Raw genomic sequence first — 15,506 nt, 5'->3', positions numbered from 1 at the left:
TCGATATTGCACGCCCAGAGCATGGCCCCTCAGAGCCCCGGAGCGAGTCACTGGTGAGTCTGAGGTGCTTTCTGCACCCCACCTACCAGACGCGCCACAAGCGCAGCCAGTGACTCGCTGCGGGAGTCTGGGAGGGCCTTGGGTGGTGGTCCCCGTCTAATTTAACCGATCAGAGATACGGGGGCCGGAGATCACAGCCTTTGGCGGCCATTTCAACGAACGCTGGCGATCAATCCCGCTGTGCTGCCATTCCCCGGCGGACCGGGGCAGCATTCACCCGATGAACCGGTCACGCTGGATGGCCCTTGCGACCGGCTGCGGACTCTGGCTACGAGGGCGGCATGACATTGCCGACCAACGCCCCGCTTCCTTTCGCAAAAACACGCACGCGGCCCTTGCTGCTGGGGCACCAGTTACGGGTGCTGCGCAATAGGCAAAAACGCTTGAAAGGCCGCGTCGCATTGGTGCCCGAGCTGGATCTCAGCGCCTATCGGTTCCGCGCCGTTTTTGACTGGATCGAGTTTCGGGTGCATTTCACCAAGCAAACGCAGGCCCGGTATGTGCAAGATGTGTTGCGGCGTTTTCTCGACCGGGACAGCCATATCGCTCCCGCAGACGAGGGATTGGGCGGTGTCTTCACAGAATGCCGGATCAAGGTGCAAGAACCCCCAAGCATGGCGGTGGTCACGGCGATCCATAAAGCGCTGCAAGATACGTTCGGAGAGGCATCACAGTCGCGCGTGACAGGCATGGAGATCAGTGTCGATGCCTATCCCACCGATCCGGCTGATAACGCGCGTGCGACTCTTTTGGGCGCGATGCAGCGCACGATCTGGACCGACCGGAGCATCTGGGCAGCAACGATGAGCCGCCCGCGCTCGGTTTTCGCAAAGGGGAAGAAAGGGGTTCAGAGGCTCGTGCGCCCTGGTCGTGCGCAAGAACCCGATCTCTTGGGCTTCGTGCCGGAGGATCACCTGCCACCCGCGATAGATGGCACGATGTATCTTGGCGCCAAAACCGACCCAGTGATGATCCGCCTGATGGATAAGGTGATCGACACGCAGCACCCCACGACCGGCCCGGTTCAGCTTGAAGAGGGCCGACAGCGGGTGAGGATTGAAGCGACGCTGAAAGACGGGGAACTGGGCGCGATCGGCGTTTCAGACATTGCCTCGTTAAAAACACTCCGACCAAGCAAGCTTCAAAAACGCTACTTTCAGTTCAAACTGCCAACCTTCTCGCAAGACCGCAAAGTCACAAGAGGTGTCGAGGCGCTGCGCAATACGAAGCAGAACTGGCGTGCACAGGTGTATCTGAGAACCGGGGTGATCGGTTTGATGCGCATGGATTGCGCAACGGAGCTTTACGCGGCCACACAAAAGCGCAGCGTAACGAAGATGGTGCGCGTGCTGACAGGCAAGAAAACCGCCGCGCGTCGACGAAATTTTGCAGGCAAGCGTCTCACGCCACCGTTTGTTGCTTGGGAAGAGATGAACAAGGTGGTGAACGTGGCTCTTGTAAGCCTAGAGAAGCGTGAGGCTACGGCTTGGGGGAGGTATGGTGTGTAGGGGTGAGGGTGTGGTGAGTAGATGGGTGTATAGTAAGCACTTATAGAGCAGTTAGAAGGAGCGATATTGCGATGATATCGGTCATTCCTTTCGGGGAAGGCAAATCGCGATCTGGCAGCACCCTGACGCGACCCCAGATCGGTTGAAAAAAGCTGCACAAATTTGCACCTGCGCCTTTGTGTGCGCCTGTAGGGCGTGCCAAGAGTGGAGGGCGCAGGCACGCAGCCGCAAGGCAACAGACCGCGCCCGGCGCGCCAACACTCCACCCCTTCGATAAGCAAATTCGAGACGCCCGGCGGCGTTGCTTCACCGCTCTACGTGCGAAACCTTCGCCAGACTCACTGGGGCGCGCGCTGAGCGACATCCACAGTCTTTCAGGTGGTCACAGTGCTGCGCGCACATCAGACTCGCCAGTGACCGCCCCACGCGCTCTGACAGATCAAGCAGAAGGTCCGTTGGTGGATCTAGCTATTTAGCTGGTCCGCAACAAAGCTACGGAGCTCTTTAGCTGCTTCGGTTTTTCCCCGGACCTGCGCCACGCCTCCTTTCGGTTGCGGTGCTGCGCAGACAGACCACCAAAATCGAAATCCGCGCCATACGCATCAAAACGCGCGTGCCTCTTTCGATCGTATTTTGCCTTATTTCGATTTTGGGTGCCGTTTCCTGCGGTCCGTTTCGTAAGGGAAGAACGGCCCAAAGTTGCTTTTCTGAGGGGGCTTCAGGTTGCATTTTGGGGCCGAAAAAGTGTTTTCGGTGATTTTTGTCAACCTGATGGCTCGAAAGCCCTTATTTTATTGGGTTTTGTGGTTGCGCAAGGTTGCGTTTTTCGGGTCTTTTGCGCAAAACGCAACCTCTTTTGGGGTATTTTGTTACAGCTTTGTTATCGTTTTGCCCAAAAACGCAACCAAAAGGCAACCCAAACGCAACCTTCTGCGGACTGCGTGATGAGAGCCTAGGCGATCTCATGGCCCTTGGTTCATCGAAGAGCGCCATACGCTTGGTGGGGCGGTCTGCCCGTCTGGTCTCATGGGCCCAACGGCTTGCCCCCCTTTCCCCGGTTCCTTGCTGGGCGCGTCAGGGGGCAGTCGGGCCGCCCAGATCTTCAAGGATCGGGCAATCGGGGCGAGCATCGCCGCAGCAAGCCTCGGCCAGATGGCGCAAGGTGTCAGCCATTGCCTGCATCTCGGCGATCTTGCGCTCAAGGCTTTCGACATGGTCAAGCGCGAGCCGTTTCACATCGGCGCTGTGCCGATCCCGGTCGCCCCAAAGGGCGAGCAATTCCTCGATTACCGGCACGGGAAAGCCTAGATCGCGCGCGCGGCGCACGAAGCGCAGAATTTGCACCTCGCGCGCGCCATAGCTGCGATAACCCGAATCCGTGCGGGCCGCCTCGGGGATCAGCCCGATCGATTCATAGTAACGGATCATCTTGGCCGAAACGCCCGAGGCCTTGGCCGCGTCACCGATATTCATGTTTGACCTCCTTGGGGCGGTGCAAAGCGCTTGAGCCGCAGCGCATTGCCCAGAACGAAGACAGAGGAAAGCGCCATCGCCCCGGCGGCGAAGACGGGTGAGAGTAGCAGCCCAAACGCTGGCCAAAGCGCCCCGGCCGCCAGTGGTATCAGCGCGGTGTTATAGGCAAAGGCCCAAAACAGGTTTTGGCGGATATTGCGCAGCACCGCGCGGGACAGCGCAATCGCCTCGGGCACCGCGCCCAAACGCGGCGACATCAAGACCACATCGGCGGCCTCGATCGCGATATCGGTGCCACTGCCCACGGCAATGCCAACATCGGCGGAGGCCAACGCCGGGGCATCGTTGATACCATCGCCCACAAAGGCAAGCGGTCCGATGCGTTTCAGCCGGTCAAGCGCCTGCACCTTACCCTCTGGCAGCACTTCGGCCACCACCTCGTCAATGCCAAGCTGCCGCGCCACCGCCTGCGCGGTGCGGGTGGTGTCGCCGGTGATCATCGCCACTTTCAGCCCCAGCCCATGCAGCGCGGCAATCGCTTGCGGGGCGCTGTCGCGCACCGGGTCGGCCACGGCCAGCACCGCCACCACCTGCGCACCGCGCGCCGCGAAACTCGGGGTCTTGCCCTCTTCGGCAAATTGCGCGGCTGTCTCGGCCAGTGGGCCAGGGTCCAGCCCCAGCGTGGCCATGAACCGCGCCGAGCCGATGGCAAGCCGTGTTCCGTTCAGATGTGCACAAACGCCCTGTCCGGTGTGGCTTTCGAACCCGTCGATTTGCGGCAGGGACAGCCCGTTCTCTTCGGCGGCAATGACCACGGCGCGGGCAATTGGATGTTCTGATTTTGCCTCCAGTGCGGCGATGGCGGCCAGCACCTCTGCGCGGGTTTGATCAGGCGCAAGCACCAGATCGGTCAGGCGTGGTTTGCCCTCGGTCAGCGTGCCGGTCTTGTCAAAGGCCACCACGCGCACATCTTGCAAAGCCTGAAGCGCGGCACCCCGCCGAAACAGAATGCCCATCTCCGCGCCCCGCCCGGTGCCCACCATGATCGAGGTTGGCGTGGCCAGCCCCATCGCGCAGGGGCAGGCGATGATCAGCACCGCCACCGCATTGACCAAGGCAAAGCTGAGCGCAGGGCTTGGCCCGAAGATCAGCCACACCGCAAAGGTCAGCGCAGAAAGCACCATCACTGTCGGCACGAACCAAAGTGTGACCCGATCCACCAGCCCTTGGATCGGCAGCTTGCCACCTTGCGCCTCTTCGACCATGCGGATGATCTGGGCCAGCATTGTCTCTTGCCCCACGGCGGTGGCGCGCAGCCGCAGCACGCCGGTCTGGTTCACAGTGCCGCCCGTGACCTGATCGCCGGGGCGTTTTTCTACGGGGACGGGTTCGCCCGTCAGCATGCTTTCGTCGATCCAACTTGTGCCCTCGGTCACCGCACCATCGGTGGGCACCCGTTCGCCGGGGCGCAAATCGATGATATCACCCGCCTTCAGATCGGCCACGGCAATCTCTTGCACATCTGCGGCGCGCACCACACGCGCGGTGCGCGGTTGCAGCCCCACCAGCCGTGCGATGGCCTGCGAGGTGCGCCCCTTGGCGCGCGCCTCCATCCAGCGACCAAACAAGATCAGCGTCACGATCACCGCCGCGGCTTCGTAATAGACATTCACCGTGCCTGTGGGCAAAAGCCCCGGCGCAAAAGTCGCCACCAGCGAATAGCCCCAAGCCGCAAGTGTGCCCACGGCCACAAGGCTATTCATATCGGGTGCCGCCTTGAAAAGCGCGGGCACCCCCTTGCGATAGAATTGCGCCCCCGGTCCGGCCATGACGGTCGTGCTGAGCGCGGCTTGCAAAAGCCAACTGCCTTGTTGGCCAAATGTCTGCATCGCCACCGCATGGACCGGGGCAAAAAGATGGCCGCCCATTTCGATCAAAAAGACGGGCAAAGTCAGCACTGCCGCCACCAGCAGATCGCGGCGCAATTGCTCGGCCTCTTCCTCGCGGCGCGCGCTGGCGGTTTCAGCCGGGCCCGCCGAAGCCGTGGCCAGACGGGCCGGATAGCCAAGCTGATCGACGGCGGCAATCAGGGCCGCAGGCGCCGCCGTGCCGGTGATCTGCGCACGTTCAGTTCCCAGATTGACGCTTGCTTTTGTCACGCCCGGCACAGCCAACAGTGCGCGCTCCACCCGCCCGACACAAGACGCACAACTCATCCCCTCGATCTCAAGCGCGACTTCATGGGGCCGAACATCATAGCCCAGCCGTTCGATGGTGCCGACCAAAGCCGCGCGGTCAAGCGCCTCGCCTACGACTTCGGCTTTTTCGGTGGCAAGGTTGACATTCGCCGACTGCACCCCCGGTGCCGCCCGTAAGGCGCGCTCCACACGCCCGACGCAAGACGCGCAGGTCATCCCCTCGATTTCGAAGCTGAGCGTCATCGCCGTGTCAGATCTGGTGGCAGTATCTTTCATCGCGGCCTCCTGTGTAGGTTCGGTCCGCTGCACAAATTAGGGCTTCCAATCATGGGAAGGTCAAGAGGCCCACGATTTCGTGACCGAGCCGACCGAGGCTTGACCTTCCAACTGTGGGAAGCCCTATTTCAAATCGCATGATCCGCACCCAGAAAGGAGCCCTCATGCAGTTCCACATCGAAACCATGACCTGTGACGGTTGTGCCCGCGGCGTGACCAAGGCGATTCAAGCGGTTGATCCGAGTGCCGTGGTGCAAGCCGACCCGCCGAGCCGCAAAGTAGAGGTGACCAGTTCCGCGCAGCGCGCAGCTTTGGCTGAGGCCCTGGCCGACGCGGGGTTTGCGCCAACCTGATAGCCCGGCGCGCTGATCAGCGTTGAAAACAATGGTCTTGGCGCGCCATCCATGCGATCAAGATATGGCGGTTGCCCCGCGATCACCTTTAGACACGAGATAACCTTGCGCTGCCTTGCCTTGTTCATATGTTTGACCTTGGGCCTTGTCATGGTTCTTGCCCCGCAGCCTGCGGCGGCAATGGCCCATGAGGGGATGCCGCATGGGGAAGCGGTAATGGCGCTGACCATTGCCACTGATTGCGCCGACTGCCCCGATACAGCGGGCGGACAGGCGGGACAGGATTGCACGCAAAACGGTTTGTGCGCGAGCTGTGCGGGGTGCGCCGCCCCCGTTATGCAAGGGACGGCTTTCGCTCTGCCCGGCGCGGTTTTGCGTCTGAACCAACGGCCTCACGCCTTGCCACCGGCTGACGCACAAAGTGCCTTAGCCCCGGACCCCCGTCCACCCCGCCTGTAAGACTCCTGCATCGCGCCCATTGCCTTGGGCTGTTTCCAACACGACGGCAATTCAGCGCCGTCAACGCATGAGTCTTCTATGAAACACACGCTTCTTTTGGCGGGTGGGGGCACGGCCCTCGCGCTTTCCGCCGCACTCCTTCTGCAATCGCCGGTCACCGAGGCGCAGGCCAATCCGCGTCCGCTGTCTGAACTTGCGCTTGGCGCCCCAATCGTTGAAGCGCAATTGCCCGAGACGTTGTCGCCGCAAGCCCAGATGGGCCAGCGCGCCTTCGACGCTGTCTGCGCCGCTTGTCATGGCTCCAATGGCACCGGGCGCGCGGGGATGGGACCGCCCTTGGTGCACCGGATCTATGAACCGGGTCACCACGCGGATGCAGCATTCTTCCTCGCAGTGACGCAGGGCGTGCGGGCACATCACTGGCCCTTTGGCAATATGCCACCGCAAGCGGGTCTAACGCGCGCCGATGTGGGCAATATCGTGACCTATGTCCGTGAACTGCAGCGCGCCAACGGGATCGAGTGACATGCAAAATTTTCATCTGACACGCCGCGCCGTTCTGGCCGGGCTGGGCGCGACGGCGCTTTCTGCCCGAGCGGGATTTGCCGATCCTGCCCCGATCCCGCTCACCGCGCAGCGCGCGCTGGCCCAAATCGCTCCCGAGGGATACCCCCAAACCGAGGTTTGGTCCTATGACGGGCGGCTTCCGGGGCCGGAGCTGCGCCTTGCGCAAGGCACACGTCTGCAGCGGCGCTTCGTCAATAGTCTTGAGGTGCCAAGTTCGGTGCATTGGCACGGGATACGCATCGAGAATGCGATGGATGGCGTGGCGGGGCTGACGCAGGAGGCCGTGGCCCCCGGCGCCAGCTTCGATTACGATTTCGTCGCCCCCGATGCGGGAACCTATTGGTATCATGCCCATACCCATTCGATGGAGCAGGTCGCGCGCGGCCTGTCTGGCGCGCTGATCGTCCAAGAACGCGACGCGCCGGATGTTGATCGAGATGAGGTGCTGATGTTCAACGATTGGTTGCTCGATCCACAGACCGCGCAAATCGCGCCGGATTTCAGCCATCCGATGGATCTCAGCCATGGCGGGCGCTTTGGCAATCTGATTGGGACGAATGGCCGCTTTGCCCTGACCCTGCGCGCCAAACGCCACGAACGCTTGCGGTTGCGTCTGATCAATGCCGCCAATGCACGTATTTTCGTGCTGCGTTTGACCGGGCTTTCGGGCTGGCAGGTGGCGCTCGACGGGATGCCGCTGCCCGCGCCAGAGCCCGTCGCTCAGGAGATCGTGCTTGCGCCCGCTCAACGTATCGACCTGATCGTCGATGTCACTGCGGAAGGGCAAGAGGCCGCAATCGAGCGGCTTGGCAATGATGCGCAGTGGTCTCGGCAGGTTGGGGTCCAGATTACCGGGGCGGCAAGCCGAAGCCGCCGAGCCCCGCCCGCAGCCTTACCCCCGAACCCGAAAATGGACCGACCCGATTTGGCGCAAGCGCGCCCGCTTGAGATGAAGATCGAGGGTGGTGCAATGGGCCGAATGCCGATGAGCCGGATGCGCGGACTAATGCAAAGCGGCAAGTTTTGGACCCTTGGCGGTCAAGCTGGCCCGGTCGATCCCCCCTTCGCGCGGCTGTTCTTGGGGGAACCGGTGCGGCTGCGGATGGTCAATGACACGGCCTTCCCGCATGCGATGCACCTCCACGGGATGCATTTCCGCGAAGTGCTGGAAGGGGAACGATTTGGGCCGATGCGCGACACGCTCCTCACCGAGGCCGGAGCAAGTCACGAAATCGCCTTCACAGCAGACAACCCCGGCAAATGGTTGCTGCATTGCCATATGCTGGCCCATGCGGCGGCAGGTATGACATCGTGGATCGAGGTGAGCTGAGATGGTGTCAAAAGACGTGAATATGAAACAAACGGTCTTGCCGAGTGTCCTGATCATCGGCTGGACACCGAGATGAATGTGCTGAGTTCGATAACGAAGGGGCAAGCGCTTTCGATGCCGAAGCTCTCAGCAAATAATGCTGCACCATCGCCATTGGGTGCCTCGCCTCTCAGGACTGGAGGGTTCGCGCATCCCCAACCGGCTGGCGCTGGCTGCATCCCCATAACGCCCTTGCCTTTTCCCTAGGACTTCGGTCTCGCTGCACTTCCCATCGTCGTGCATGCAAGTCCCACCCGACGCGGTGCGCGCGCTTCGATACGGTCGTCTCATCAGCAATAAACGTGAGACAAAACCAATGACCACACCGTTCAAAAACAGCGAAGTCGCGCGCTTCATCACCGACCGCGTTGACGCCTTAGCGCATCGCAAAACCCAAAGCGAAATCGCCGCCGAGGCAGGCTTTGCGAATGCGAATTTCGTGTCGATCCTCAAATCCGGTAAGAGCAAGTTACCCTTAGACCGGGTGCCGTCGCTGGCAAAAGCGCTCGAGGTCGATCCGGCCTATCTTTTACGCATCGCGCTCGAGCAGGCAGTGGGTGCGACGGCGGCAAAGGCCATCATCGAGATCTTCGGTTCGCCGGTCACGGCCAATGAACGCGCTTGGCTTGAGGAGTTGCGCGATGCGTCTGGCAACAGCGATCCGCGCATGACCGCGCGAGGGCGGACGACCCTGCGGGGTATCTTCAGCAAATGACCGATCTCTTCATCACACCGATGGGACCACTGGGACAGTGGGACCAGCTTTCTGAAAATGAGAAGGCGTGGATCGAATTCATCCGGGTGATCAGTGCGGGGCGCGACCCAAAGATCACACCAGAGCGCGTGCGCAAGCTGCGTGAACTTCTGGATGCGGGATGAGGCGTCGGAGCGGTGGTTCTGACCAGACTGACGCAAAACCAGTCCCACCTGGTCCCAAGGTTCGCGTCGTTCTTCTGCGCTCTTTCAGGGTAGTCCCGGCGCACATTGGCCGCAAACGCGCCACTTGCCCGCTCGGATTGATCCTATCGGTGCTTTCAGCAGTGGAGGAATTCTCCTCGCCCGCATAGCGTCTCAAACGAATGCTGCCACCGACCCCACACGCGCCGGTGGCAGCCCGATAATGCAAAAGGAGCCGAACATGCCCAGCGATCCCTTCTTTCATCCGGTTTCTGGCTTTGATTTGCCGCGATATGCGGGTGTGCCCACCTTTATGCGGCTGCCCTATGTGGCGCTTGACGATCCCCGGCTGCAAGAGGTGCAGATCGGTCTAATCGGGAGCCCGTGGGATTCTGGCACCACCAACCGCCCCGGTCCGCGTCACGGGCCACGGCAATTGCGCGATTGCTCCACCATGATCCGCGCGCAAAATGGCGCGACCGGTGTGCGCCCCTTTGAGGCGATGAATTGTGCGGATCTGGGCGATATTGCCCCCAACCCGGCCGATATCCACGATGCGATGGCACGGATCACCCGGTTCATGGAGGTGATCATGGCCCACGGCATCCTCCCGCTCACCGCCGGGGGTGATCACCTCAATTCGCTGCCGATCCTGCGCGCGCTCGGCAAAGCGGCACCGCTTGGCATGATCCATTTCGACAGCCACACCGATCTGTTCCACAGCTATTTCGGCGGCAATATGTATACCCACGGCACGCCCTTCCGCCGCGCGATCGAGGAAAACCTGCTCGATCCCAAGCGGGTTGTGCAAATCGGCATTCGCGGCACCACCTATGACAGCGAGGACCGCGACTTTGCCGCCAGCGTTGGCGTGCGGGTGATCCCAATCGAGGAATTTCATCAGCGCGGGGTGGAAGACGTCATGGCCGAGGCGCGCGAGATCGTCGGCACTGCGCCCACCTACCTGTCTTACGACATCGACTTCATTGACCCGGCCTTCGCACCGGGCACGGGCACGCCCGAGATTGGCGGGCCGAATTCCTTCCAAGCCCTGCAGGTGGTCCGCCTCCTTGATGGGGTCAACATCATCGGGGCCGATCTTGTCGAGGTGTCACCGCCCTTCGACCCAACGGGCGGGACCGCATGGCTTGGGGCTTCAGTGATGTTCGAAATCCTGTGCCAAATGGTAAGCACAGCCTGACGCGGTCGCGGGGTCAATCCTGGGCGGGGTTCTTCTGCCACCGAGCACAACCAGCCTCACAGCATGGGACAACGGGACAACGGGACAACGGGACAACGGGACAACGGGACAACGGGACAACGGGACAACGGGACAACGGGACAACGGGACAACGGGACAACGGGACCAGCATTCCTGCGAATGAAGCGCAAGGATAAAACGCGCACCGAGCGACAAAGGAGGGATGGGGCGCCGGAACGGTGGACCTCAGCCATTCCCCAGTAATAGGGCCCCTCTTCTCTTTCTAAGGCCATCAAAACTTGCTATACATTTTGCTATACAAAGCGCAATACCGCCAAAATCTTTTTCATTTTATTTCAATTGCTTAACCGACAAGCGCGCCCAAAAAGAAGGACTGTCTCTCCGCCACTTCCCCCTGAAACGATTGAATAAAATCCCTCTTTCAGGATTATACCCGCCAACGCACCCGCTTTTAATTTTGCGCTTGGTTGCTATGGCACGCGACATCGTTGAAGGTCGCCGAGAGTTGCTCCATGTGGACCGCTTCCCCCGACGCGATTTGTCGGGAGACCTTGGCGTGATCGACATGGATGCTTTGAGCGTCATGCGACTTTGGACATTTCGGGACAACTTGCCCGTCCGTGACGGTTTCACGACGGACTGGCTGTCGCGCAATACAACCAGGAATTACCCGCGTGCGGTATCGCCGAGCCCAAGTTCAAACCAGCTTGCGCTTACCGAGGCAAGCTCAGCCGTCGCAGCCCGCAAAGAAGATGACGTGAAACCCACCCTTGCCCCATAACAGACCGACGATCCAGTATCTGAGATTGCTCACTTCTCGATGGTAAACCTGGCTCAGATCTGAGCAGATTACCTTATTACTTGTTCTCTGGACGGTTAGAACAGTAGCGTCAGGCGTTATCTATTTGGTTGAGCATTACGGTAGAGGTATCGTGCTGAAAATTTGACGGCGCGGCTTCAAATTTCGCGTCCCGAACAGGCCTTTCCAACCCTGGCCAAGGCCCTTACCCAGAAACGCTACACGCCCTTGCGCGTTCGGACGATACCTTGGGTGGCCGACCGCTTTGCGGCGGACAGCGTTACCCCGACCGGCCGGTAAGGGCCGACCATGTCTGCGAGGCCAAGACCAACGTGAGGGGCGGTTTCCGGACCTTGACGTTGCGGCATCGCACCCGCAGCAAATTGGCGAAAGCGGATGCGGCCTCTCGCCTGTCATCGAAGCAGCCCCGCCTCGGCACGCACCCGCCTGTCACACGCGTGCCAACCCACTGCGTCAGTTTCCCTCTTGCGTGACCTGCCCTTTTGGGTAGGTTTGCGCCATCTGATCTTACGAGTGCATTGCATGGCCCAACTTTCCCAAGAGGCCCGGATGGGCCGCCTGTCCACGGTTTTGGGCCAAGATGTATTGGTTTTGCAGCGCTTTTCCGGCGTCGAGCGGATGAGTGATCTGTTTGATTTTACAGTCGATTGCTTAGCTGCGAGCAGCGATATCGACTTTGACGCCTTGATCGGCCCCCATGCCACTGTGACGCTGGAAACTACGGGCGGCGAGCGGGCTTTTGATGGCATTGTGACCGAGGCGCGCTGGTTGGGCGCGGGCGAAAACGGGCAACGCTATAGCTTGCGGCTGCAGCCTTGGTTCTTTCTGGCCACCTTGCGCCGCAATCAGCGGATTTTTCACAACAAGACCGTGGTCGAGATCGTCTCGGAAGTGCTTTCGGACCATGCCGCGGCGGGCGCGTTTGAGGTGCAGCTTTCGGGCAGCTACCCCGTGCTCGAATATACGGTACAGTTCCGCGAAAGCGATTTTGCCTTTGTCTCGCGGATGCTTGAGCGGCACGGTATTTCTTATCATTTCCAGCATGTTGAGGGTGCGCACACTCTGGTGCTCTCGGATATGGTGGAAAGCCATCCGAACATCGGCACCCGCCCCTACCACCCTGATGAGGGGCATCACCAAGAGGAGGTGGAGCATTTCTGGGCATGGCGTCCGGCGCGGCGCGTGACCACCGGTGCGATCAAGCTCACGGACTATAATTTCAAGACGCCGAATGCCGCGATGGTCACGCATGCGACAGGCGATGCGGCCTATGCCCAAGGCCAGATCGAGAGCTATGATTGGCCGGGCGATTACCTTGACCAAGGCCGGGGTAAGGTGCTTGCACGACTTGGGGCTAGTCGCGAACGCGGCCAAGACAGGCGGTTTGAAGCCGAGGGGGATATTCCGGCCCTTGCGGCAGGGACGCGAGTCACGCTGGCGGGCGACACCGTGCCGGGGACTGGCGCAGAATATCTATGCCTGAGCGCGACCCATTCCTATACATCGGATAATTACGGCACAGGGGGCACAGAGGGTGACGGTTTCGCCTATTCTGGGCAGTATGTGTTGATGCCCTCAACCGCGCCGATGCTGCCCGAACTCAAAACCACCCGCGCCGATGTGCGCGGGCCCCAGACCGCGAAAGTTGTGGGCGAAGGCGAGATCGATTGCGACGAATATGGCCGCATCTTGGTGCAATTCCATTGGGATCTCGACGGTGCCTATTCGATGCGCTGCCGTGTCAGCCAAAACTGGGCGGGCGCGGGCTGGGGCGGCATGGTGATCCCGCGTATCGGCATGGAGGTTCTGGTCGAATTCCTCGACGGTGACCCGGATCAACCGCTCGTCACCGGCTGCGTTTACAATGCCGCAAACATGCCCCCTTACGACTTGCCCGCCAACAAGACCCGTTCGGCTTTCAAGACCAAGACCCATCAGGGACGGGGTTTTAACGAATTGATGTTCGAAGACAAGCTGGGCTTCGAAAAGATCTATCTACACGCAGAAAGAGACCACGAAATCCATATCGAGAACAACCGCGCCAAGCGTGTCGACGTTACCGAGATCGAGTCGATCGGCAATTGCAAGCTGAGCGAGATCGGCAAGGATCTGGTCACGCAGGTCGGCGGTGACGCGATGGTGGTGATCGGGGCCAGCCGCGTGCAGTTGACCGCGCCCCAGCCGATGCCACCCTTTGACGAGGGGCTTTTGCAACAGGCCTACAGCGCGACTGTACCGCGCGGCGCGGATCCGGGACGCGGGCACTATCGTGTGATGGTGGCCAAGTCTTTCAATCAGCAAATCGGGACACAAGCGACGACGCGTGTTGGCGACAGCGCGTCACTGGTTGTGGGCACCGGCTATCACCTCAGTGTCGGAGCATCGGCGAAGGAGACAATCGGCAAGGATCGCTTCGAAACGATCGGCGGAGGACGCTACATGCATGTGAAGGACCAGATTGACTTGCGCTGCGGCGCGTCCCGGCTGGTACTCAAGAGCAATGGTGAAATCGAGTTGACCGGGGCGCATATCAAGCTCTCGGCCGGACGCATTGACCTGAACTGAAGGAAAAGCATGACCCTGTCACGTCCCGTAATCGTCTTCGCCGGAGCCGCTTTGGTCGCCGCAGTTGCAGCGTTTTTTATCGTCAGCCAGCGCCAAATCCCCGCGCGTGACGGTCGGATCGCCTGTGACGGAACGTCCGTAGGGCTTGGGGCGGAAGCCCCTTGGCAATATGTGGCGCTGTTTTCCTACGACTGCGCTGCCACCGCTCCGGTCGCAGACCGGGACGCGCGGGTGCGGCTTGCGCTGGATTACGGCTATCCCTCGCTGCTTGTGCGCGATATCGGTGAGGCCGAGACTGCGCAGATCGTTGCAGCAGCGATCGAAGAGGGGGATCGTGGCTTTTTTTCGGCCGATCCGCACATTGCGGCGCGTGTTGCGTCTTGGCCCGAGGCGTTGCGGCCACCCGCGGTGGAGGCATTTTTGTCGACCTTGCCGGGGCTGGTCGCCGCCACCAGCGGCCCGTTCGACGGCCCTATGCTTGATTCCGCGCCGCTCTGGCACGAGTCACATTTTGCACCTCAGATCGTGGAGTTCTGCGCACGCGGAAACTGTCAGGACGGGGAACAGGGATGCGGAGGCCCGGTTTTGAGGGCTGCGAAAGCGCGTGTGGCCCAATCTGCGGCGGCCCTGAGTGCGGTGCAGGCGAGCTGCCAACCGTCCTTCGAGTGGCTGCGCGCATTGCGCCGTGCTGGACTGGTCGATACGGCCTGCTCTTCGGCCTTTCAGATCAACGGCGTGATGCAGGGCCGTCTGGAACTCGACGCGCCCTGCTACGATCCTCAGCGCGGTCTGGGATCATTGCCCGTCTCGAGCCCGGCTGACACGCTGAGGTTCTTGCGGCACGTCCGCGGAAAACGCCCCGATGCCGCGACGATGGAGATCGTGGCGGAATATTTCCCCGAGATTGCAACCTATCTCGCGCAAGAGTGACAGAACGGCCAGCATGGGAGAACAGGATGGGGGAAAACCCGCAGTGGTTGGAGAATTTTTTGGAAAAGACGAGCTTTGATTTCTCCAAGGCTCAGGACTGGCGCGCGTTTCTCAACGAGCGTCGTGAAGGGGGAAGCGGACGTTCCGCCGATGGGCTGCAGTTGCGCGATATCAAAAATTATGCGCCCGGAACAGCGTTCATCAGCACCCATGGTGCGCCAACCCCTATTCAGTTCCATGTCCGGACACAGGGATCGGGCTTCGCTTTGCCGTCGGGAGTGCTGCATGTTTACCACCCGGACGCCTCCTGGACCTACAAGGTCACGAGCTTCTATGTCGGTCCGCCGACAAGTTCCCTCGATTTTCGCATGGAAGCGGGCGGAGGCGGCTCCCCGAGTTCTCCGATGTGGGGCTCCATTTACTATATCGTTTTGAAATCCAGTGATTTACCAGGGCAAAAGCAGGCAGAAACGATTGGCAAGCGGGCGCTGCGCGAGGCCGTCAAGGGTTTGAACGGGGTGACGCGATGGGGCTTTCGGCTTCTTGCGATGGGTGAGGCGTCCTATAGCCTTTCGGTCAAGGTCGGAGGAGGGGAATGGGTGCGGGATGAATTCATGCCACAACAGGCGCTGACTGAGGCTGAGATTGCCCAGCTCAAGGACTTGGCGGACCAAGCCTACGACTACCTGAGAGACTGAGTGGTTAAGACCAGATTGAACCGCCCCGGGTTTGCCGGAGGCTTATTTGGGTTAGTTACGCGGCCATGGCTTCAGCTTCCAGAGCTTCGTAGAAATTGGCCTCTGCTTCTG

At 60.8% G+C, this 15,506-nt stretch carries 12 protein-coding genes; 10 read left to right on the top strand and 2 right to left on the bottom strand.

From position 1 onward, the window contains the following. Positions 1 to 341 precede the first annotated feature (341 nt). Entirely contained in the window at positions 342 to 1,568 is a 1,227-nt protein-coding gene (locus BW967_RS15655; RefSeq protein WP_076486042.1) for a hypothetical protein, read from the top strand. Between the two features lie 1,074 nt (positions 1,569 to 2,642). Here the strand turns inward: BW967_RS15655 and cueR are convergent. After that, entirely contained in the window at positions 2,643 to 3,041 is a 399-nt protein-coding gene (gene cueR / locus BW967_RS15645) for a Cu(I)-responsive transcriptional regulator (protein WP_076486040.1), read from the bottom strand. Further along, entirely contained in the window at positions 3,038 to 5,515 is a 2,478-nt protein-coding gene (locus BW967_RS15640; protein ID WP_076486039.1) for a heavy metal translocating P-type ATPase, read from the bottom strand. The genes cueR and BW967_RS15640 overlap by 4 nt, the downstream gene beginning before the upstream one ends. Positions 5,516 to 5,679: 164 nt before the next feature. Between BW967_RS15640 and BW967_RS15635 the strand changes: the two genes are divergently transcribed. From BW967_RS15635 to BW967_RS15600, 9 genes are all read left to right on the top strand, one after another. Then, entirely contained in the window at positions 5,680 to 5,868 is a 189-nt protein-coding gene (locus BW967_RS15635; protein WP_076486038.1) for a heavy-metal-associated domain-containing protein, read from the top strand. Between the two features lie 537 nt (positions 5,869 to 6,405). After that, the gene (locus BW967_RS15630) at positions 6,406 to 6,852 is read left to right on the top strand and encodes a c-type cytochrome (RefSeq protein WP_076486037.1); all 447 of its coding nucleotides are present in this window, start codon (positions 6,406 to 6,408) and stop codon (positions 6,850 to 6,852) included. A gap of 1 nt (position 6,853) precedes the next feature. Continuing rightward, positions 6,854 to 8,224, top strand: coding sequence for a multicopper oxidase family protein (locus BW967_RS15625; protein ID WP_076486036.1), 1,371 nt, complete (start codon positions 6,854 to 6,856; stop codon positions 8,222 to 8,224). 280 nt (positions 8,225 to 8,504) lie between these two features. Next, complete coding sequence (locus tag BW967_RS15620) at positions 8,505 to 8,978, top strand: helix-turn-helix transcriptional regulator (RefSeq protein ID WP_308811426.1); 474 nt, start codon at positions 8,505 to 8,507, stop codon at positions 8,976 to 8,978. Then, positions 8,975 to 9,142, top strand: a complete 168-nt coding sequence (locus BW967_RS18760) for a helix-turn-helix domain-containing protein (RefSeq protein ID WP_170952586.1) — start codon at positions 8,975 to 8,977, stop codon at positions 9,140 to 9,142. Before BW967_RS15620 ends, BW967_RS18760 begins: the two co-directional genes overlap by 4 nt. A 259-nt stretch (positions 9,143 to 9,401) precedes the next feature. Next, on the top strand, positions 9,402 to 10,361 hold the full coding sequence (locus tag BW967_RS15615; RefSeq protein ID WP_076486034.1) for an agmatinase: 960 nt from the start codon (positions 9,402 to 9,404) through the stop codon (positions 10,359 to 10,361). A 1,363-nt stretch (positions 10,362 to 11,724) separates the two neighbouring features. Then, positions 11,725 to 13,767: a type VI secretion system Vgr family protein gene (locus tag BW967_RS15610; protein ID WP_076486033.1), complete on the top strand. Its 2,043-nt coding sequence runs from the start codon at positions 11,725 to 11,727 to the stop codon at positions 13,765 to 13,767. Positions 13,768 to 13,776: 9 nt separating this feature from the next. Beyond that, complete coding sequence (locus BW967_RS15605; protein ID WP_076486032.1) at positions 13,777 to 14,697, top strand: hypothetical protein; 921 nt, start codon at positions 13,777 to 13,779, stop codon at positions 14,695 to 14,697. A 26-nt stretch (positions 14,698 to 14,723) separates the two neighbouring features. Next, positions 14,724 to 15,395 (top strand): hypothetical protein, encoded by a 672-nt coding sequence (locus BW967_RS15600; RefSeq protein WP_076486031.1) that lies wholly within the window; start codon positions 14,724 to 14,726, stop codon positions 15,393 to 15,395. The last annotated feature ends 111 nt before the right edge of the window (positions 15,396 to 15,506 follow it).

Origin of the sequence: Rhodobacter aestuarii, assembly GCF_900156655.1 — a bacterium.
Lineage (GTDB): Bacteria > Pseudomonadota > Alphaproteobacteria > Rhodobacterales > Rhodobacteraceae > Rhodobacter > Rhodobacter aestuarii.
This window is presented reverse-complemented; position numbering and strand designations above follow the sequence as displayed.